At 74.9% G+C, this 18,907-nt stretch carries 19 protein-coding genes; 17 read left to right on the forward strand and 2 right to left on the reverse strand.

All coding sequences use genetic code 11. From position 1 onward, the window contains the following. Positions 1 to 95 precede the first annotated feature (95 nt). The gene (locus C2142_RS03440; RefSeq protein ID WP_148641015.1) at positions 96 to 449 is read left to right on the forward strand and encodes a DUF6401 family natural product biosynthesis protein; all 354 of its coding nucleotides are present in this window, start codon (positions 96 to 98) and stop codon (positions 447 to 449) included. Between the two features lie 180 nt (positions 450 to 629). Continuing rightward, positions 630 to 1,439 (forward strand): alpha/beta family hydrolase, encoded by an 810-nt coding sequence (locus C2142_RS03445; protein ID WP_241002351.1) that lies wholly within the window; start codon positions 630 to 632, stop codon positions 1,437 to 1,439. A gap of 38 nt (positions 1,440 to 1,477) precedes the next feature. Here the strand turns inward: C2142_RS03445 and C2142_RS03450 are convergent, their stop codons facing one another. Continuing rightward, positions 1,478 to 1,681 (reverse strand): hypothetical protein, encoded by a 204-nt coding sequence (locus C2142_RS03450; RefSeq protein WP_148641016.1) that lies wholly within the window; start codon positions 1,679 to 1,681, stop codon positions 1,478 to 1,480. A 79-nt stretch (positions 1,682 to 1,760) separates the two neighbouring features. Between C2142_RS03450 and C2142_RS03455 the strand changes: the two genes are divergently transcribed. From C2142_RS03455 to C2142_RS03485, 7 genes are all read left to right on the forward strand, one after another. After that, entirely contained in the window at positions 1,761 to 2,555 is a 795-nt protein-coding gene (locus C2142_RS03455) for a class I SAM-dependent methyltransferase (protein WP_148641017.1), read from the forward strand. A 188-nt stretch (positions 2,556 to 2,743) separates the two neighbouring features. Next, positions 2,744 to 3,214: a hypothetical protein gene (locus C2142_RS03460; RefSeq protein ID WP_148641018.1), complete on the forward strand. Its 471-nt coding sequence runs from the start codon at positions 2,744 to 2,746 to the stop codon at positions 3,212 to 3,214. A gap of 220 nt (positions 3,215 to 3,434) precedes the next feature. Further along, entirely contained in the window at positions 3,435 to 4,109 is a 675-nt protein-coding gene (locus tag C2142_RS03465; RefSeq protein WP_241002352.1) for a class F sortase, read from the forward strand. 212 nt (positions 4,110 to 4,321) lie between these two features. Then, on the forward strand, positions 4,322 to 5,203 hold the full coding sequence (locus tag C2142_RS03470; RefSeq protein WP_148641019.1) for a hypothetical protein: 882 nt from the start codon (positions 4,322 to 4,324) through the stop codon (positions 5,201 to 5,203). After that, positions 5,200 to 6,042, forward strand: a complete 843-nt coding sequence (locus C2142_RS03475; protein ID WP_148641020.1) for a response regulator transcription factor — start codon at positions 5,200 to 5,202, stop codon at positions 6,040 to 6,042. Before C2142_RS03470 ends, C2142_RS03475 begins: the two co-directional genes overlap by 4 nt. Beyond that, positions 6,039 to 7,328 (forward strand): HAMP domain-containing sensor histidine kinase, encoded by a 1,290-nt coding sequence (locus tag C2142_RS03480; protein ID WP_148641021.1) that lies wholly within the window; start codon positions 6,039 to 6,041, stop codon positions 7,326 to 7,328. Before C2142_RS03475 ends, C2142_RS03480 begins: the two co-directional genes overlap by 4 nt. 183 nt (positions 7,329 to 7,511) lie before the next feature. Next, on the forward strand, positions 7,512 to 8,120 hold the full coding sequence (locus C2142_RS03485; RefSeq protein WP_277347319.1) for a cellulose binding domain-containing protein: 609 nt from the start codon (positions 7,512 to 7,514) through the stop codon (positions 8,118 to 8,120). Positions 8,121 to 8,201: 81 nt separating this feature from the next. Here the strand turns inward: C2142_RS03485 and C2142_RS03490 are convergent, their stop codons facing one another. Then, a complete protein-coding gene (locus tag C2142_RS03490; RefSeq protein ID WP_148641023.1) occupies positions 8,202 to 9,224 on the reverse strand; it encodes a LacI family DNA-binding transcriptional regulator in 1,023 nt (340 codons plus the stop codon). A gap of 333 nt (positions 9,225 to 9,557) precedes the next feature. Here C2142_RS03490 and C2142_RS03495 point away from each other — a divergent pair, with 333 nt between their 5' ends. The 8 genes from C2142_RS03495 to C2142_RS03530 all read left to right on the forward strand — a co-directional run bounded on the left by C2142_RS03495 (position 9,558) and on the right by C2142_RS03530 (position 18,861). Further along, positions 9,558 to 10,898 carry an extracellular solute-binding protein gene (locus C2142_RS03495; RefSeq protein WP_148641024.1) on the forward strand — a complete coding sequence of 447 codons (1,341 nt, stop codon included), beginning with the start codon at positions 9,558 to 9,560 and terminating at the stop codon, positions 10,896 to 10,898. A 241-nt stretch (positions 10,899 to 11,139) separates the two neighbouring features. After that, positions 11,140 to 12,138: a sugar ABC transporter permease gene (locus tag C2142_RS03500; RefSeq protein ID WP_148641025.1), complete on the forward strand. Its 999-nt coding sequence runs from the start codon at positions 11,140 to 11,142 to the stop codon at positions 12,136 to 12,138. 3 nt (positions 12,139 to 12,141) lie between these two features. Beyond that, a complete protein-coding gene (locus C2142_RS03505) occupies positions 12,142 to 13,023 on the forward strand; it encodes a carbohydrate ABC transporter permease (RefSeq protein ID WP_148641026.1) in 882 nt (293 codons plus the stop codon). A 75-nt stretch (positions 13,024 to 13,098) separates the two neighbouring features. Next, complete coding sequence (locus C2142_RS03510) at positions 13,099 to 14,571, forward strand: GH1 family beta-glucosidase (RefSeq protein ID WP_148641027.1); 1,473 nt, start codon at positions 13,099 to 13,101, stop codon at positions 14,569 to 14,571. A gap of 117 nt (positions 14,572 to 14,688) precedes the next feature. After that, entirely contained in the window at positions 14,689 to 15,117 is a 429-nt protein-coding gene (locus C2142_RS03515; protein ID WP_241002353.1) for a hypothetical protein, read from the forward strand. Between the two features lie 407 nt (positions 15,118 to 15,524). Beyond that, complete coding sequence (locus tag C2142_RS03520; RefSeq protein WP_148642159.1) at positions 15,525 to 16,028, forward strand: hypothetical protein; 504 nt, start codon at positions 15,525 to 15,527, stop codon at positions 16,026 to 16,028. Further along, positions 15,998 to 17,416 (forward strand): hypothetical protein, encoded by a 1,419-nt coding sequence (locus tag C2142_RS03525; protein ID WP_148642158.1) that lies wholly within the window; start codon positions 15,998 to 16,000, stop codon positions 17,414 to 17,416. Before C2142_RS03520 ends, C2142_RS03525 begins: the two co-directional genes overlap by 31 nt. A 68-nt stretch (positions 17,417 to 17,484) precedes the next feature. Beyond that, complete coding sequence (locus tag C2142_RS03530) at positions 17,485 to 18,861, forward strand: VWA domain-containing protein (RefSeq protein ID WP_148642160.1); 1,377 nt, start codon at positions 17,485 to 17,487, stop codon at positions 18,859 to 18,861. The last annotated feature ends 46 nt before the right edge of the window (positions 18,862 to 18,907 follow it).

Below are 18,907 nucleotides of genomic sequence, written 5' to 3' on the forward strand. Positions count from 1 at the left end.
CCTCCCCGCGGAGGGTCCCCCTGGCCCGCGGCGGGGTGGCAAAGGTCTCAGCCGGAGCCGCCCGGAGGGCCGTCCGGCTCGCCTACCGTGGACGGATGTTCGCCACGCCCGACGAGTCCCACCGAGGCTCCCCCGACCAGCCCGCCGGCTGTCCGCTACCCGGGATCGTCGCCGCCTTCACGCCGCGGCTCGCCGAGTTCGCCCTCCGGCCCGGCTTCGGCGCCGCGGTCGACCAGCACGCCGCCCAGATCCGCGAGCTGCTGTACGCGCAGGGCCCCGAGCTGCTGCCGCTGCCCCTGGACCGCACGGAGCTCTCGGACTACGCGCTCGGCCTCCTGGACGCGCTCGGCGAGACCGGCCGGCTGGAGCCGGTGGGGTACGACTACGCGGTGCACCGGCTGACCGCGATCTGCTGGCTGGTGCGCGAACAGGGCCTGCTCACGTCCTGACCGGCAGCCCTCAGCGGTCCTGCACACGCCCCGGCCGGCCCGGCCGGAGCGGTCCTGCACGCGTCCTGCACGCGTCCTGAACCGGACCGCCGGGCTGGGCCGCCCGGGTGACCCGCCCGCCGGCCGCCGACGGCGTACAGTGGCGGTCCACGGAACGGACGGCGGGGCGGGGCGGTACAGGTGAGCAGGAACGACGCGTCGGGCACGGTCAGGACCGGCCGCGAGGCCAGTGCGGGCGGGCACCGCGCGCTCGTCTGGCGCGAGCTGCCGGAGCAGCCGGCCGCCGCGGTGCTGGTCCTGCACGGCGGCGAGGAGCACAACCTCTCCCGGCCCGGCCCGCTCAACCTGCCCGGCCTGCGGATGTACGGGTTCCTGCGCGCGCTGCGCCACGAGACGACGGGCACGGGGGTGGCGATCGGCACCGTCCGCTACCGCCACCGGGGCTGGAACGGCGAACGTGCCGACGCCGCCCGGGACACCACCGCCGCGCTCGGCGACCTCGCCGAGGAGCTCGGCCACGTGCCGACCGTCCTGGTCGGCCACTCGATGGGCGGCCGGGCGGCCCTTCGCGCGGCCGGGCACCCGAACGTCACCGGCGTCATCGCCCTCGCCCCCTGGTGCCCGCCCGAGGACCCGTGCGAACAGCTCGCCGGCCGGGACGTGCTGATGCTGCACGGCGACCGGGACAAGATCACCTCCCCCGCCGAGACCCTCGGCTTCGCCACGCGGGGCCGGGCGGCCGGTGCCCGGGTCTGCGGCTACACCGTGTCGGGCAGCGGCCACGCCCTGCTCCAACGGATCGGCGACTGGCACCGCGCCACCGCCCGCCTCGGCGCCGGCCTGCTCGGCCTGCGCGACCTCCCCGCCGAGGTCACCGCCGCCCTCGCCCTCCCGGCCGACTCCCCCGACGCCCTCACCCTCGCCCTCCCCGCCCACCCCCGCACGGCGCCGCCCCGCCGCCCCGCCCCGGTTCTCCCGACGGACGCCTGAACCGGCGGCGGGGTGCGTCGGGCGCCCGGCCGGAGTCCTCAGGCGCGCCCCAGGAGCCCGCGCACGTGTGCCTCCACCTGCTCGCGGTCGTAGCCGCGCCGCACGATCTTGAACTGGGGCGGCTGCGCAGGCGCCTCCCCGGTCTCCAGGGCGGCGAGGAAACCGTCGACCTGGCCGCGGTCGTAGCCCCGCCGCACCAGGTCGAAGCCACGGAAATCGGACGGTCCGGACGCTGTCACCATGGTGCCGACCACTCCTCCACACGTGTCCCCCGCGAAATGTGATGGAGCGCCATCCGCGGAGCTGGCTAGATTGCCCGCCATGGTAACGACCTCAGACCCGGCCGACTGGCGCACGGCCAACCGTGCGAACTGGGACGAGCGCGTCCCGATCCACGTCGCCGGCCGCTTCTACGACGTTCCCTCCTTCGTCGCGGGCGGCGACACGCTCCGGGACTTCGAGCTCACCGAAGTCGGCGTCGTCGGCGGGAAGAGCCTGCTCCACCTCCAGTGCCACATCGGGTTGGACACCCTCTCCTGGGCCCGCCGCGGAGCGACCGTCACCGGCCTCGACTTCTCCGCACCCGCCGTGGAGGTGGCCGGCGACCTCGCCGCCGAGATCGGCGCCACCACCGCCCGGTTCGTCACGGCGGACGTGTACGACGCCGTCCGGGCACTCGACGGACGCGCCTTCGACATCGTCTACACCGGCCGCGGCGCCCTGTGCTGGCTGCCGGACATCAACCGGTGGGCGCAGACCGTGGCGGCCCTGGTCGCTCCGGGGGGCTTCCTCTACCTGGCCGAGTTCCACCCCGTCGCCGACGTCCTCGCCGAGGACGGCCGCACCGTCGAGGGTGACTACTTCCGGCGCGGCCCCATGGTGTTCTACGAGCCCGGCACCTACGCCGACCCGGACGCGGCGACCACCGCCAACCTGACGTACGAATGGCTGCACGGCGTCGGCGACGTCGTCAGCGCGCTGACCGCCGCCGGCCTGCGCCTGGAGTTCCTGCACGAGCACGACGGCGGCCACTTCCGCCTCCCCGACGGGCGGGGCGTCCCGCTGGTCTACACGCTCCGGGCCACGAAGCCGGAGGACACCACGAAGGCGGGGTGACACCCGCCCCACCGTGTCGGCCGTCGCCCGGCCGTCGTGCGCGTATCCACCGTTACACAGCCGATGAGCTGCCGATGGACGCCCGTGACACGACCGGCCGGGGACCGCGACACGCGCCTCCTACCGTCACTGACGACGCCCCGGCCGAACCCGGCCACGGGCGGACCACGACGAAGGGGACACACCGCATGACCAGGAGCCGTACCCACCGTTCCGCCGCCCGTCGGGGCCTGGCGGTCTGCGCCCTCACCGGGGCCGCGCTGCTGACCACCGTCACCGGTGGAACGGCCTGGGCCGACGGAGGCACGAAGCCCACCCCGGCCCCGGCGTCCGCCGCGCCCAGCGCCCCCAGCGCGCCCAATGCCCCGGCCGTCAACGGCGCCACGCCGAGCGCCGCCCCCCAGCCGTCCCGCCCCGGGGCACCCACCGTCGCGGGCTCCGGCAACGGCACCACCGCGACCCCCGCCGCGCCGGCACCGGCCGGGGGTGGCGCGCCGCAGGTCCGCGAGGTGCCCAAGGGCGCGGCCCAGGCCGGGGACGGCTCCGGCTCGGCCGGCGACTCCGGCCTCATGCTCGTCGGCGGCGGCACCGTGGCCGCCGTCGGTGCCGGGGCGCTGGGCTTCGCCCTTCTGCGCCGCCGCTCCGGTGCGCGCGGCTGACACCGGTTCCGGGCCCTCCGGGCACCCCGCCGCCCCGCCCCCGCACGGTCACGTGCCGGGGTGGGGCGGCGGGCCCCTGCCGGACGACGGGAGGCCCGGAACCGGCGAGGCGGCGGACCGGACGGCACGGACGGACCCCGCCGGGCGCGGCGGTCACCGGACCGGCCGCCGTGGGGGGCGCCCCGGAGCCCACCGCGGGCGCCCGGCCTCCAGGACGGCCGTGGACGGGCTGCGCCGGACCGCCTTCGGCGCGGCCGGCCTGCTCTGCCTCGTCCTCGGCACCACCGTGGCGCTGTCGGGCCGGCACACCCCCGTGGTCCGCGTGGAACCCTCCGTACACAACGCCGCGGATCCGCCCGCGACGCCCGCGAAGGGCGCCGGCACGGGCACCGGCACGAGTGCACCCGCGGTACCCGCGAGCGGCCCGCGGCCCTTCGCCGCCTCCCCGCCGACCAGGCTGCTCGTCCCGGCGGCCGGCGTGGACGCCCCGGTCGTCGGACTCGGCCTGAACGCCGACGGCACGGTCGAGGTGCCGGCCGCCGACCGGGGCGGCGAGGTCGGCTGGTACCGCAACGGTCCGACCCCCGGCGAGACCGGCCCCGCCGTCCTGATCGGGCACTACGACACCGCGCACGGCCCGGCCGTCTTCCAGGCGATGCCGAAGCTCCGCCCGGGCGACACCATCCAGGTCCGGCGGGCCGACGGCAGCACGGTCGACTTCCGCGTCCGCACGCTGTTGCAGGCCTCGAAGGACCGGTTCCCGACTGAGACGGTCTACGGCGACACCGCGGCGCCCGAGCTGCACCTGATCACCTGTGGCGGCCGGATCGGCCCGGACGGCCACTGGACCGACAACATCATCATCCTGGCGGACCTGGTCACCAAGGCCGGGTGAGAGGGGCGGGCCGGGGTCGGGGGGCCGCCGGCGTGTCACGGCCCCGACCGCCCCGGCCACCCCCGACCCGGCCCGGCCCGACCGCCCAGCCCGCCCCCGGTTCCGTCCGCAACCATCCGGCCGCGGGCGGAACCGGGGGCTCCTGTTAGGACGACCTAGTCACCGTGGACGAACCGGCGCATCGCCGCAGATCAGGAGGGAGGCCACGGACCGTGGCAGCAGCATTGACGGCCCGGCTGCGGGCCGGTGTGCCGTCCCTGGCCGGTGCGGCCGTCGCGATTGCCGGGCTGGCCGCGCTCCTGGCCGGTTGCGCGACGCCCGGCGAGCTGCGGGACAACGGTGTCACCGCGCGGGTCACCCCACCCACGGTGCCCCAGCCGCTCTGGTCGGACCTCGCGGCGGCTCCGCCCCCGACCTCAAGCGGCCGTGCCACCGAGCCGCCGCCGCAGCCCGTCCCGGACGTCACGGCGCCGGGCCAGGACATCACGGCGCTCGACCTCCGCACCCTCCTGGCCAAGGACCCCGGGGTGACGGCCGACGAGCGTCGCGCCCTCGACGGCTGCCCCGGCTGCGAGCTCCGCAGCCCCGAGTTCCGCGACCTCACCGGCGACGGGCGGCCCGAGCTGGTCACCGCGGTCGGCACGGCCACGGGGGTGGTGCTGCACGTGTACACCCTGACCGGGGACCACGTGCTGCCGGTGCTGCGGGTGCAGGTGTTGAAGGGCTTCAGTGCGAAGACAGTCGGCTCCGACCTGTGGCTGGACGAACCGACCTCCGTTTCCGCCCAGACCAGAAGCCACTATGGCTGGGACGGGGTCCGGCTCAGCCTGCTGGAGCAGAAGCTGGAGGGGATCGGCTCGATCCCGGTCCCCGCCCAGGGCAGCACCGACCCTGCGGTGACGCCGTCCTCGGGTCCCGGCGCGCCGCCCGACGCGGCCCGCCCGTCCGTCCGGCCGACCGCCGTCCCGGCCCCCCCGGGCCGGACCGCCGTCCCCGGGAACGGCACCGGCGGAGCGGGCACCACCCCCCGCACCGCGACCCCCGTCCCGGCACCGCCCGCCCGTCCGACCTCAGCCCCGGAAGCGAAGCCATGAACGCCGCAGTTCCGCCCGCCCACCCGCACATCCTGATCGTCGAGGACGACGAGGTGATCCGGGAGGCCACCCGGATGGCCCTGGAGCGGTACGGTTTCCCCGTCTCCACCGCCGCCGACGGGCTGGAGGGACTGGAGGCGTTCCACGCCGTCCGCCCGGACCTGCTGCTGCTCGACGTGATGCTGCCGCTCCTGGACGGGGTCGGCCTCTGTCGGCGGATCCGCGAGGAGAGCCAGCTGCCGATCCTGATGATGTCGGCGCGCACCGACCCGGTCGACGTGGTCTCTGGGCTGGAGGCCGGTGCGGACGACTACGTCGTCAAGCCGTTCGAGAGCGCGGTGCTGGTGGCCCGGATCCGGACGGTGCTGCGCCGGGTCCGGGTGGTGCCGGCCATCGAGGCCGCGCCGCCCGTCCCGGCCGTTCCCGCCGTTCCCGCCGTCGCCGCAGCGGCCGTCCCGGCGCCGGCCGCCGTCCCGGGCTCGGCGGCGGCACCGGTGGAACCCGCGCCTCCCGGGGCGCCCGCGGCTCCCGCCGAGCCCCCGGCGCGGACGGTGCGCAGCCTGGACGGGATGGAGGTGGACACCGACAGCATGGAGGTGCGGGTGCACGGCCGGCTCGTCCCGCTCACGCCGACCGAGCTGCGGCTGCTGCTGGAGTTCACCGCCGCGCCCGGCATCGTGCTGGAACGTTCCGGCCTGCTGGAGCGGGTCTGGGACTACGAGTGGGGCGCCGACACCCGGGTGGTGGACGTCCACGTGCAACGGCTGCGCGCGAAGATCGGCGCCGGCCGGATCGAGACGGTGCGCGGGTTCGGCTACAAGCTGCGGCGCCCGGCATGACGCTGCGCCGTCAGATCGCCACCGCCGTCGCCGCGATCTCCGTCCTGGTCGCCGTCACGGTCGGCCTGCTGGTCCACCAGGCGATGGTGCGCCAGCACATGGACCAGGCCCGGGCGTCCGCGCTGGCCGCGCTGGAATCGTCGCTCGGGGCGTACAAGCGCGGCGAGGTCGCCGGCCAGGGCGCCGCGGTGAACGACCCGGAGCTGCCCGAACGGCTCCGCACGCTGGTGGCGGACAACCGGCAGGGGTCCCTCCTGGCGGCCGGGCCGCAGGGCGAGGCCATGTGGGCGGCCGGCCCGGTCCAGAACGGGGCGCTCTCCGTCCGGGTGGACTTCGCGCAGGACCGGCAGGCCATCGCCGACCTCGACCGGATCATCCTGATCACCGTCACCGCCTCGGTCTTCACCACGGTGCTGGGCGGGGTGCTGGTCGCGGACCGGATCAGCCGCCGGCTGCGGACCGCCGCGGCGGCCGCGCGCGGGATCGCCACCGGGCGGACGGACACCCGGATCGGTGAGCTCGTCGACGGGCGGGACGAGGTCGCCGACCTCGCGGCGGCGGTCGACTCGATGTCCCGGGCGCTGCACCGCCGGCTGGAGGACGAGCAGCAGTTCACCGCGGACGTGGCGCACGAGCTGCGCACCCCGCTCACCGGGCTGGTGACGGCGGCCGAACTGCTGCCGCCCGGCCGGCCGACCGAGCTGGTCCGGGACCGGGTGCAGGCGCTGCGCTCGCTGGTGGAGGACCTGCTGGAGGTCTCCCGGCTCGATGCCGACGCCGAGACGCCCTACCTGTCGGCGGTGCCGCTCGAACGGGCGGTCCGCCGCACCGTCGCGCTGACGGGGCTGGCCGTGACGGTGACCGGCGAGGCCGATGCGGTGGTCCGCACCGACCTGCGCCGGCTGGACCGCATCCTGGGCAACCTGCTGGTGAACGCGGACCGGCACGGCAGCGGCCCCGTGCTGCTGGGCGTGGACGGGTTGCGGATCACCGTGCGCGATCACGGGGCCGGCTTCCCGGAGGACCTGCTGCGGCGCGGACCCCAACGGTTCCGGACCGGTGCGCGCGAGCGCGGGCGCGGCCACGGGCTGGGCCTGACGATCGCACAGGGCCACGCCCGGGTGATCGGAGCGGCCCTGACGTTCGCCAACCACCCCGACGGCGGCGCGGTGGCGACCCTGCTCCTGCCGGCCGCGGCGGAGCACGACGGGACGGAGCACGACGGGTCGGAGCGGGTCGGAGCGGAGCAGGACGGGCCCGACGACGAGGAACCGCAGGGCTCCTAGCACGGGACCACTCGCAGTTTTCGGTGGAGCGAGCACAAGCCTTGAACCAGTGGGAGCGGTTCCATCAGTCGGCGCGCCGCCAGCGGCGCGTCCTTGCTGTGAGGAGTCGCTCATGCGACACCCCCGCACATCGGAGCACTCTCGATCGGCGCGGCACTCACCCTGGTGAGCGCCGCGTTCGCGGTGGCGAGTGCGGACCCCGGCGCCGCGGCCACACCCGTCTGCTCCGTGGCCTACAGCACGGTCAACGAGTGGGCCGGCGGCTTCCAGGGCTCCGTCACCATCACCAACAACGGTGCGGCGCTCGATGGTTGGACTCTCGGCTTCGACCTCCCGGGAGACCGGAAGGTCACCCGGGGCCGGGGCGCCCGGTGGTCCCAGTCCGGCAGTCGCGTCACGGCCGGGAACGAGACCTGGAACGGCTCGCTCGGCACCGGCGCGAGGACGAGCGTCGACGCCTACGTGGACGGCGGCCGCTACGACCGTCGGCTGCAGAGCGGCAACTGGTGCACCCAGGCCGGTGCCGGCCTCGGCGAGCGGCCGCAGGCGGCCCCGGCCCCGGGCATCGACGCGTACGTCTGGATGAAGCCGCCGGGCGAGTCGGACGGGGTCGGCAAGCTGATCCCGAACAACGAGGGCAAGGGCTTCGACCGGATGTGCGACCCGACGTACACCGGCAACCCGCGGAACAACAACCACATGTCGGGCGCCCTGCCGGACGCCCCGCTCTCCGGCCAGTGGTTCTCCGCGCAGTTCCAGGAGCTGCTGAAGAACGCCTACCCGGCGCTGTGAGCCGACCCGTCCGGTGAGTGGCCCGCGGCCGGCCGGAGCCTGCCGGTTCCGGCCGGCCGCGGGGCCCTCGGCGCGCCGAGGTCAGGACGACTCGCGGACCACCAGCCGCGTCGGGAGCACCAGGCGGGACTGCTCCTCGCCGGTTCCGGCGATCTGCTGGAGCAGGACGCGGGCCATCGTGCGGCCCATCTCCTCGATCGGCTGGCGGACGCTGGTCAGCGGCGGGTCCAGGTGCCGGGCGACCGGTGAGTCGTCGACGCCGACCAGCGCGACGTCCCGGGGCACCTCGCGGCCACGGGCGCGCAGGGTGGCCCGGGCACCCGCCGCCATGACGTCGGAGGCGGCGAAGACGGCGTCGAGGTCCGGGCAGCGGTCCAGGAGTTCGCCCATGGCCCGGCGGCCGCCCTCCTCGGTGAAGTCGCCGGTGGCGACCAGTGCGTCGTCGCCCGGCAGCCCGGCGGCCGCGAGCCCCCGGCGGTAGCCGTCCAGGCGGCCGTGGGCGGCGTCCATGTCCAGCGGGCCGGTGATGGTGGCGATCCGGCGGCGGCCGCGCCCGGCCAGGTGCTCGACGGCCGAGCGGCCCGCCCCGACGTTGTCGGAGTCGACGTAGGCGACCGGCTCGTGCTCCGAACGGCGGCCGTTGAGCACGGCGGGCAGGCCGAGGTCGCGCACGAGGTCCGGCAGCGGGTCGTCCCGGTGGACGGACACCAGCAGCACGCCGTCCACGCGCTGGGCGGCGAGGTACTGCTCGAAGCGCTGCCGCTCCTGGTCGGTGCGGATCAGCGTGAGCAGCAACTGCTTGTCCGCCTGGCCGAGTTCGGCACTCACCCCGCGGATGATGTCCAGGAAGTAGGGCTCGGCGAACAGCCGGGCCTCGGTCTCCGGGACGACCAGCGCCACCGCGTCCGTCCGACTGCCCGCCAGGGCCCGCGCCGCCCGGTTGGGGACGTAGCCGAGCTCCGCGACGGCCCGGGCGACCGCCTCCCGTGCCTGCTCGCTCACCCGGGGCGAGCCGTTGATCACCCGGGACACCGTGCCGCGGCCGACCCCGGCGCGCGCCGCGACCTCCTCCAGGGTGGGCCTGCCGGTCTGCCGTCCGCTCACTGCCTCGCGCCTCCCGTTACCGCCGTCTCCCCCGTATGAAACCGCGTCCGCCGGCGGTCCGGTCAAGCCGGTCGGCACGGCGGAGAATATGGGAGCGCTCCCATTCTAGATCACGAGCGGGCGCCGTCACCACGGGTGCATTCAGGAAGTGGCGACCACAGCCCCGCCCGAAGCCGACGGAAGCCAATTCGGGTTCATCTCTTGACATCCGGTCACCTCGGGCAGGAACCTTCCGGCTGTGGCGTGGGAGCGCTCCCATGAACGGCCGGGTCACCGCCGGCCCGCCAGAGCCCACCGGCGCACCCCAGCACCATCCCGGACGAGGAGAGTGGCATGCGCAGCAGCAACACCGGCACCACCACCAGACACCGGCGCCTGAGCGCCGTCGCGGCCCTGACCGCCACGGCGGCCCTGCTGGCCGGATGCGGCAGCAGCGGTGACACCGGCGCCGCCGGCGACGGCGGGACGATCACGCTGCGCGTCGGCACCTTCGGTTCCTTCGGCTACGACAACGAGACCGGGGCGAAGCTCTACGCCGAGTACGAGAAGCTGCACCCCAACATCAAGATCGTCGAGTCCAACGTCGCCGACGGCCAGAAGTACTGGGACACCCTCAAGCTGCGGCTCTCCCGGGACAGCGGCCTCGCCGACATCCAGGCCGTCGAGGTCGGCTTCATCGCCGAGGCCACCGGCCCCACCCTGGCCGGCAAGTGGGTGGACCTCGGGAAGACCGGCGGCGCGGACGTCAACGCCTTCCTCGACTGGAAGACCCGGCAGGCCACCACCCCGGACGGCAAGGTCATCGGCCTCGGCACCGACATCGGCCCGATGGCCGTCTGCTACAACAAGGACCTCTTCGCCAAGGCCGGCCTGCCCACCGACCGGGCGCAGGTCGGCGCGCTCTGGGCGGGCAGCTGGGACAGGTTCCTGGAGACCGGCCGCGCCTACCAGGCCAAGGCCCCCGAGGGCACCGCGTTCCACGACTCGGCGAGCGGCCTGTTCAACGCCGTGATCTCCAGCGAGCCGGTCCAGTACGCCAATGCCAAGGGCGAGTTGGACTACCAGAACAGCCCGGGCGTCAAGAAGGCCTGGTCCATCGCCACCGCGGCGGCGACCGGCGGGATCACGGCGAAGCTGCGCCAGTTCGACGAGAAGGGCACCTGGAACGCGGGCTTCAAGAACGCGAAGTTCGCCACCGTCGCCTGCCCGAGCTGGATGACCGGCATCATCAAGGAGCAGGCCGGGCCCGAGAACCAGGGCAAGTGGGACATCGCCCCGGCCCCCGTCGCGGGCAACTGGGGCGGGTCGTTCCTCGCCGTGCCCAAGTCGGGCGCGCACGTCGAGGAGGCCGCGAAGCTGGCGGCCTGGCTGACCGCACCGGCCCAGCACGCCAAGGTGTTCGGGGTCAACGGCAACATCCCCTCCTCGAAGGACACGCTGGCCTCGGCCGCCGTCCAGGATGCCAAACTGGCCTATTTCGGCGACACCCCGGTCGGCCGGATCTACTCCGAGGCCGCGGCCGGCATCAGGGCCGTGCCGATCAGCCGCTGGGACGGCCAGGTGAAGACCTTCATCACCGACAACGGGATCCTCGACATCGAGCAGCGCGGGACCGATCCCGCGCAGGCCTGGGCCAACGTCCAGAAGCTGATCGACGACAAGATCCAGAAGTAGCGGGCACCCGGGGCCCCCGGCCGTCGGACGGCCCCGGAGCAGCTGTCACGGGCCGCCTGCCGTCTGTCGCGGACCACGCACGCACACCCGCGGGCGGCCCCGGCGGGCGACACGCGCCCCGGGCCACCACGGGCGCCGAGGCCCCCGCCGAACGGACCATCCCACCCCACGGGCAGCCCCACCCCACGGGCCACCCGTGCACTGACCCCACCCCCAGCCACCGACCCGGAAGGACGCCCTCGTGTCCACCCCCGTCCGGGTGACGGCCGACGGCACCCCGCCGCCCGGCCCGCCGCCCTCCTCCGCCGCACCGCCGAAGAGCCGTGCGCCACAGCCGAACTGGCGCAGCGCGCTGTACCGCTGGGACCTCAGGGCGGCGCCCTACGCCTTCGTCGCCCCGTTCTTCCTCTGCTTCGCCGCCTTCGGGCTCTTCCCCCTCGTCTACACCGGCTGGCTCTCGCTGCACCGCGTCGAACTCGGCGGGGCGGCCGAGTGGCGGGGCCTGGAGAACTACACCGGCCTGTGGGGCAGCCACTTCTTCTGGAACGCGCTCACCAACACCTTCACCATCGGCGTCATCTCCACCGTCCCGCAGCTGCTGCTCGCACTCGGCCTGGCCCACCTGCTCAACCACAAGGTGCGCGGCCGCGGCCTCCTGCGCGTCGCGGTCCTCGCGCCGTACGCCACCTCGATCGCCGCCGCCACCCTGGTCTTCGCCCAACTCTTCAACAGCGACTACGGGTTGATCAACACCGCGCTGGGCTGGGCGGGCTTCGCCCCGGTCGACTGGGAGTCCTCGAAGTGGCCCGCGCAGATCGCCATCTCGGTGATCGTCACCTGGCGGTGGACGGGCTACAACGCCCTGATCTACCTGGCCGCGATGCAGGCCGTGCCGCAGGACCTCTACGAGGCCGCGGCGCTCGACGGGGCCTCGCGCTGGCGGCAGTTCGTCAGCGTGACCGTTCCGTCGATCCGTCCGACCGTCCTCTTCACCGTCGTGGTGTCCACCATCGGCGCCACCCAGCTGTTCGGCGAGCCGATGCTCTTCGGCGGCAGCCTGGGCGTCAGCGGCGGCAGCGGCAACCAGTTCCAGACGCTCAGCCTGCTGATGTACGAGAAGGGCTGGGTGACCGGCGCGCTCGGCCAGGCCTCCGCGATCGCCTGGGTGATGCTGCTGCTCCTGCTGCTGATCGGCGCCGTCCAGGCCGTCGTCGCCCGTGCACGCCGCAGGAAGGACTGACCCGTGACCACCGTACCCACCGCCGCCCGGCGGCCCGGCCGCCTGCGGCGGTCCGCGGGCCGGCAGCACCACGCCGGCCCCCTCGCCCACGTCCTGCTGGGCCTGGCCGCGCTGGTCTCGCTCTTCCCGCTGTACTGGAACCTCGTCGCCGCCTCGCACACCGGCGAGCGCGTGGTCGCGGCGCCGGCGCCGCTGCTGCCGGGCCCGCACCTGTTCGAGAACCTCGCCTTCGCCTGGAACCAGGTCGACATGGGCGAGGCCCTGGTCAATACCACCGTGGTGGCCGGCCTGGTGGCCCTGTCCACCGTGCTCTTCTCCACCCTGGCCGGTTTCGCGTTCGCCAAACTGCCCTTCCGGGGCCGCAACGTGATGCTGGCCCTGGTGGTCGCGACGATGACGATCCCGCCCCAGCTCAGCGTCATCCCGCTCTACCAGATCATCACCGACCTGGGCTGGGTGGACCAGTTGCAGTCGGTGGTACTCCCCTCCCTGGTCGCCGCCTTCGGGGTGTTCTTCATGCGGCAGTACCTGCTGGAGGCGCTGCCGGTGGAGCTGGTCGAGGCCGCCCGGGTGGACGGCGCGCACAGCCTGCGGGTGGTCTGGCACGTGGTCTTCCCGGTGGCGCGGCCGGCCATGGCCGTGCTCGGCATGCTGGTCTTCGTCCAGTCGTGGAACGACTTCTTCTGGCCCTTCATCGCGCTGACCCCGGACGGCAGCCCGACTCTCCAGGTCGCGCTGGCCGGGCTGGGCTCGGGCAACCACAGCGTCGACCAGGCGATCGTCCTGACCGGTGCGCTCATCTCGACCGTGCCGCTGCTGCTGGTCTTCGCCCTGCTGGGCAAGCACATCGTGGGCGGCATCACCGCCGGAGCGGTCAAGAACTGACCCCGGTCCGGGCACCCGCCCGGGCCGGAGCCGACCTCGCGCCCCCTGTCCCCGAACACCGTTGGGAGTACCGCCATGACCGTCCCCGCCGTCGACCCCCGCGTCCCCGCCGTCGACCCCCTGGTCCCCGTCCTCACCCCTCGCTTCCCGGCCGGTTTCCTCTGGGGCACAGCCACCTCCGCCTACCAGATCGAGGGTGCCGCCGCCGAGGACGGCCGCACCCCGTCGATCTGGGACACCTTCTGCCGCACCCCGGGGAAGGTGTTCCAGGGTCACACCGGTGACGTGGCCGTCGACCACTACCACCGCTTCCGCGAGGACGTCCGGCTGATGGCCGGGCTCGGGCTGACCGCCTACCGCTTCTCGGTCTCCTGGCCCCGCGTGCAGCCCACCGGCCACGGCCCCGCCGTCCAGCAGGGCCTGGACTTCTACCGCCGGCTCGCCGAGGAACTGCTCACCGCCGGCATCACGCCCGTCGCCACGCTCTACCACTGGGACCTCCCGCAGGAGCTGGAGGCGGCCGGCGGCTGGCCGGAGCGGGCCACCGCCGAACGGTTCGCCGACTACGCGACGCTGGCGGCCGAGGCCCTCGGCGGCCTGGTCGGCCAGTGGACCACCCTCAACGAACCCTGGTGCAGCGCCTTCCTCGGCTACGGCTCCGGCGTCCACGCCCCCGGCCGCACCGACCCGGTGGCCGCCCTGCGCGCCGCCCACCACCTGAACCTGGGCCACGGCCTGGCCGTCCAGGCGCTGCGGAGCACGCTGCCCGCCGGCGCGCAGCTGTCGGTGTCGCTCAACCTGCACGCGCTGCGCCCGCTCACCCCGTCGGACGCGGACCGGGAGGCGGTGCGCCGGATCGACGCCGTCGGCAACCGGGTGTTCCTCGGCCCGATGCTGGACGGCGCGTACCCCGAGGACCTCCTCGCCGACACCGCGCAGCTCACCGACTGGTCCTTCGTCCGGCCCGGCGACGAGAGGACCGCCAACCAGCCGCTGGACTGGCTGGGCGTCAACTACTACACGCCCACCGTAGTCTCCGCGACCGCCGCGGGGGCCGAGCCCGCCCGGCAGGACGGCCACGGCGGCGGCACCGCCTCTCCCTGGCCGGGCGCGGACGCGGTCGGCTTCCACCAGCCGCCGGGCGAGCGGACGGCGATGGGCTGGGCGGTCGACCCGTCCGGCCTGCACGACCTGCTGACCGGGCTGACCCGCCGGTACCCGCGGCTACCGATGATGGTCACCGAGAACGGCGCGGCGTACGAGGACGAGGTCCGCGCGGACGGCACGGTGGACGACCCGGAGCGTGCCGCCTACGTCCACGCCCACCTGGCGGCGGTCCACCGGGCCGTCGCCGACGGCGCGGACGTGCGCGGCTACTTCCTCTGGTCCCTGCTGGACAACTTCGAATGGGCGTACGGCTACGAGAAGCGCTTCGGGCTCGTCCACGTCGACGACCGGACGCAGGCGCGCACCCCGAAGACCAGCGCCCGCTGGTACGGCCGGGTGGCCGGCACCGGCGAGCTGCACCACCCGGCCGGGGAGGGCTGAGGTCCCTGAAAGGCCACGCGTCCGGGTCCGCACCGGAGTGAGGGCGGCGGGCGGGACCAGGCCCGGACCCGCCGTGGGAGCGGCCGGTTCGGCCTGGCCCCGGCATACGATCGGCGCATGTCCACGCGATCCGCTTCCTTGTCGTCCGCGAAGTCCGCGAAGTCCGCGAAGTGCACGAGGTTCACGAGGTTCACGTCGTGCGAGCCGTCCGCGTCGTCCTCGTGGGCGCTCTGGTCCAAGGACTCCGTCCTGTCCGTCGCCTCGGTCGGCTCGGCCCTGTCGATCGGATCGGTCGGCTCCGTGCTCTCGGTGGGCTCGGTCGGCAGCGTGCTGTCGGTCGGTTCGGCCGGCTCGGCGCTCTCCGCGCTCTCCGCCGGGTCCTGGTTCAGCCTCGGCTCGCTGCTGTCCGCCAACTCCCGCTGGTCGGTGCTGTCCTGGCGGTCCCGGAACGGGCTGATGGCCGCCGGTGTGGTCGCGGCCGTCGCGGGCGCCGCTCTCGCCGGCGGCTCGCTGTCCCGGCGGGGCGCCCGGCGCGGGGGGCGGTGACGCGCACCGGCGGCCCGGCGGCCGTACCCGTCTGACGCCACCGCCCGCGATCACCGGAGCCCCCGGTGGCCGCGGGCGGTGGCGTTCCGGCGCGGCGGCGGCGCCCTGAGCACCGCCGCACCCGCGCCGCACCCGGCCGGCCCGCCCCCGCCCCGGGGCGGGCCGGCCGCTCTCACGTGCGGGCCGCTCTCACGTGCTTTCTCGCGCGGGCCGGTTCCGTACGGGCGGGCCGCGAGGGCGGGCCGTCTCGCGGCGCACCGGATGCGCGGGCCGGCCCGGAAGGCGCCGGACGAGGAGAGCCGACGTCAGGGGCCCTGCGAGCGCTGTCAGTGCCCGCGAGTAGGTTTCTGGAACACAGCCCGCCGGTCCGGCGCGGCGGCCCCCCTCGTTGTGAAGGAGACGGTGTGTTGTCAGTCCGGGAGGACTCGAGCACGGCGCGCGTGATACCGCCCGCGCGGCCACGCAAACTCGCCAAGGTCCCGTTCGTGGAACTCGCCGACGGGCGCCTTCAGGGCGTGGTGTCCAGCGGCTCGGACATCGAGCGGGTCTACGTCTCGTCCGTCGCCGCCGGTGACTACGCGTTCGCGTGCAGCACCAACAACAACCGGCCCTGCGGCGGCGCCCGCGGCTCGTTCTGCAACCACATCGCGGCCCTGATCGGCGAGGCCGTGCTGCAGTACGGCGCCGAGCGCGTCGCCCGCTACCTGCGGGTCGAGCCGTCCAACGGGGAGGCGAGTACGCAGGGCATCACCTCCGCGATGACCGCCACCCGGCCGGCCAAGGCGGACGCCACCGCGGCGGCGCCGGTGTTCAGCCGGTTCCTGCGCCACCTCGCCTACCTCGAACTGGCGCCCACCACCGACCCGCTCCCGGAGCTCCACTGGTTCCCGACCACCAGGGCGGTGGCGTGATGCGTACGGACCTCCTCACCGAACCGGTCGACGGGCTGGACGAGGCCCTCGCGGCCGTGGACGCCTTCGACCGGGCGCTCGTCGGCGGCCTGCTCCGGCCGCAGCCCGCGCAGGCGACCGGCCTCGCCGGACTGGCCGACGCCGTCGCAGGATCGCCGCTGGCCGAACGGGTCGCCGAGGCGGCCGCGAAGGCCGCCGCCGGAGCCGCGGGCGAGGAGCACCTCGTCGCCCTCGCCGCCGCCCGCACCGCACTGCTCGGCTCCGTCCACGACGCGCTGACGGCCCGTCTCGACGAGGCGACCGGGCGGACGCCGGGCGACGTCGCCGCCCCGGTGGCGGGCGAGCCGACGGCCCCCAACCTGCTCGCCGCCGCCCGTTCCTGGCTCGCCGACCTCGCGCGTGCCGGGTGGCAGGGCCTCGACCACGAGCTGGTCTCCGGCTCGGCGCCGGTCGTCTCCGCGATGCTGCCGGATCCGGCCCTGCGCCGCCTCGCGACGCTGCTGGACGGCTTCGCCACCGAGCTGGCCGCCTCCTGCCCCGGCGCCACCCTGGAGCGGATCCCGCTGCGCCGCTGGGCCGACCTCTGGTCCCGCGCGATGCTGCTGACGCTGCCCGGTGCCGCCGGCGCGCCGGCCGTCGCCACCGTGACCGGCCGGCTGCTGCCGCTCGGCGTCGACCTGCACGAGCACGCCACCGCCGCACAGGCCCAGGTCCACGCGGTGTTCGAACCCGCCGACGGCGGCCCGGCCCGCCTGGTGCGCGCCGGCGTCGCGGTGCCCAAGCCGGACACCGTCGTCGGCGCCGGCGTCTGGCAGCTGCTCCGCCCCCACCTGTCGCTGCTGGCGGCGGCCGGCGAGGGCCTGGCGATGGAGCTCGCCGGCATGCCGGTGACCGCCGAGGGCGACCTGCTCTGGAGCGACGAGCACGCCCGGCCCGGCGCCGCCGCCGACGCCTTCGCCACCGCGCGCGTCGCGCTGGCCGGCGCAGCCGCCGCACCGACGGCGCCCCTGGACCGCCACCCGGCACGCATCGCCCTGCCGGTCCTCCTGGAGGGCTACACCGTCCAGCAGGACGGCGACGCCGTGGCGTTCGCCCTCGCCGGGCACCGGCTCGCCGTCGACACCGACCGCATCCCGGCCGCCGGTCCGCTCACCGCCGAGGCCGTCGCGGCGTCGAGCGCCTGCATCGGCCTGCTGCGCTGGGACGCCGGGGCGTACCTGCTCCAGCCGCTCGCCGTCGAGACCGTCGTGAAGAAGAAGACCGTCGCCGTCCACGCCGGCGCCTGGGCCGGCGGCACCACCGACAAGGCCGGCCTGAAGGCCGAGAAGGCCGCCACCGACGCGGTGACGGTGCTGCGGGAGCGAGCGGGAAGGCTCCTGCGCAAGTGACGACCGACCACGCACCCGACCACGCACCCGACCACGCACCCGGCCCGGCACCGGATCCGGCACCCGGGGTGGACACGGACGAGAACCGCCGCCAGGTGCTGTACTGGCGGCTGCTCGCCCGGCTCTTCGACCACGAGGAGCAGCCGGCCCTGGAGTCCGCGAGCATGGCCGTCGTCGAGGCCATCGGCCTGCCGCCCGCCCTGCTGGACCCGCAGGCCTCCGTCGACGCCGTCGTCCAGCGCCACCCGGCGCTGGCCGAGGAGTTCGACGGCCTGATGGTGCCCGAGGAGACCGCATCGGACGGGGGTGAACGGGACGGCGCCGCCGAGGTGCGCCGGGCCGCGCTCGTCTCGAAGGTGCTGCTCAACGTGTTCGGCACCGGCTCCGGCGCGGTGACCGCCGGCCAGCTGGCCCGCTGGCAGTCCGACGCGGGCTGGCTGGAGCGGGCGCTCGGCTGCAAGCCCGGCGAGCTGCGGGCCGGCCGCCCCGGCGGCACGACGGCCGGGCGCGGCCCGGGCGGCGGCGGCACCACGCCCGACCTCTCCACGCTGATCCCCGCCATCGGCCCGGAGCTCGGCGCCATCGAGGCCGGCCTCGTCAAGCGGATGCGGCTGCGCGAGGTGCTCGCCGACCCGGCGCTCGCGAAGCAGCTGACCCCGAGCATGTCGCTGATCGAGCAGTTGCTGCGCGACAAGGACAACCTCTCCGGCGTCGCCCTGGCCAACGCCAAGACCCTGATCCGCCGCTTCGTGGACGAGGTCGCCGAGGTGCTGCGCACCCAGGTCGAGAAGTCCACGGTCGGCGCGCTGGACAGGTCCGTCCCGCCCAAGCGGGTGTTCCGCAACCTCGACCTCGACCGCACGATCTGGAAGAACCTCACCAACTGGAGCCCGGAGGAGGAGCGGCTCTACGTCGACCGCCTCTACTACCGCCACACCGCGCGGAAGACGACGCCGCAGCGGCTGATCGTGGTGGTGGACCAGTCCGGCTCGATGGTCGACTCCATGGTGAACTGCACCATCCTGGCCTCGATCTTCGCCGGGCTGCCCAAGGTGGACGTCCACCTCGTCGCCTACGACACCCAGGCGGTCGACCTCACGCCGTGGGTGCACGACCCCTTCGAGACGCTGCTGCGCACCAACCTCGGCGGCGGCACCGACGGCCGGGTCGCGATGGCACTGGCCCAGCCGAAGATCGCCGAGCCCCGCAACACCGTCGTGGTCTGGATCTCCGACTTCTACGAGTGGCAGAGCGAGCAGCTCTTCGAGTCCATGGCCGCGATCCACCGCTCCGGCGCCAAGTTCATCCCGGTCGGCTCGGTGACCAGCTCCGGCCGCGCCAGCGTCAACCCGTGGTTCCGCGAACGCTTCAAGGACCAGGGCACCCCGGTGCTCTCCGGCCACATCCGCAAGCTCGTCCACGAGCTCAAGACCTTCCTCGCCTGAGGCGTGCCCGTGCCGTCCCAGGCCCCTCCCGCACTCCCCCGGCCCA

Origin of the sequence: Streptomyces sp. CB01881 (assembly GCF_002953255.1) — a bacterium.
GTDB lineage: Bacteria > Actinomycetota > Actinomycetes > Streptomycetales > Streptomycetaceae > Kitasatospora.